At 64.9% G+C, this 333-nt stretch carries 1 pseudogene; it reads left to right on the forward strand.

From position 1 onward, the window contains the following. Positions 1–113 precede the first annotated feature (113 nt). Positions 114–257: pseudogene (locus IAE33_RS24430) on the forward strand (putrescine ABC transporter permease PotI); the annotation flags it as partial. Between the last annotated feature and the right edge of the window lie 76 nt (positions 258–333).

The raw sequence follows: 333 nt of genomic DNA on the forward strand, positions 1-333 counted from the left end.
TTCACCCGCGAAGCAGGCAGCGCGGTGCATGGCACCGGCTTCGCCGGTGTTCGCGGGTTAACCCGCTCCCACCGTGATTGCGCCAGCTTTGAGATCTTGTGGAAGACAGTTTCACCCACTTCTTCGTTTTGTACTGCAGCCGCCGCGCCGAAGAACGCGGCCGCAAGGCGATTCAGCAGGCCATCGAAGAAGGCGCAGCCGCCAACGCCTCGCAGCCCCAGGTGCGACGTCCAGGCCAGTTGGGCGCTTACGCCTGATCAGGCGCTTTCTCGGGTGAACCCGCATCCTGTGGGAGCGGGTTCACCCGCGAAGCAGGCAGCGCGGTGCATGGCA

The sequence above is a fragment of the Pseudomonas sp. S60 genome, assembly GCF_016647865.1.
Lineage (GTDB): Bacteria > Pseudomonadota > Gammaproteobacteria > Pseudomonadales > Pseudomonadaceae > Aquipseudomonas > Aquipseudomonas parafulva.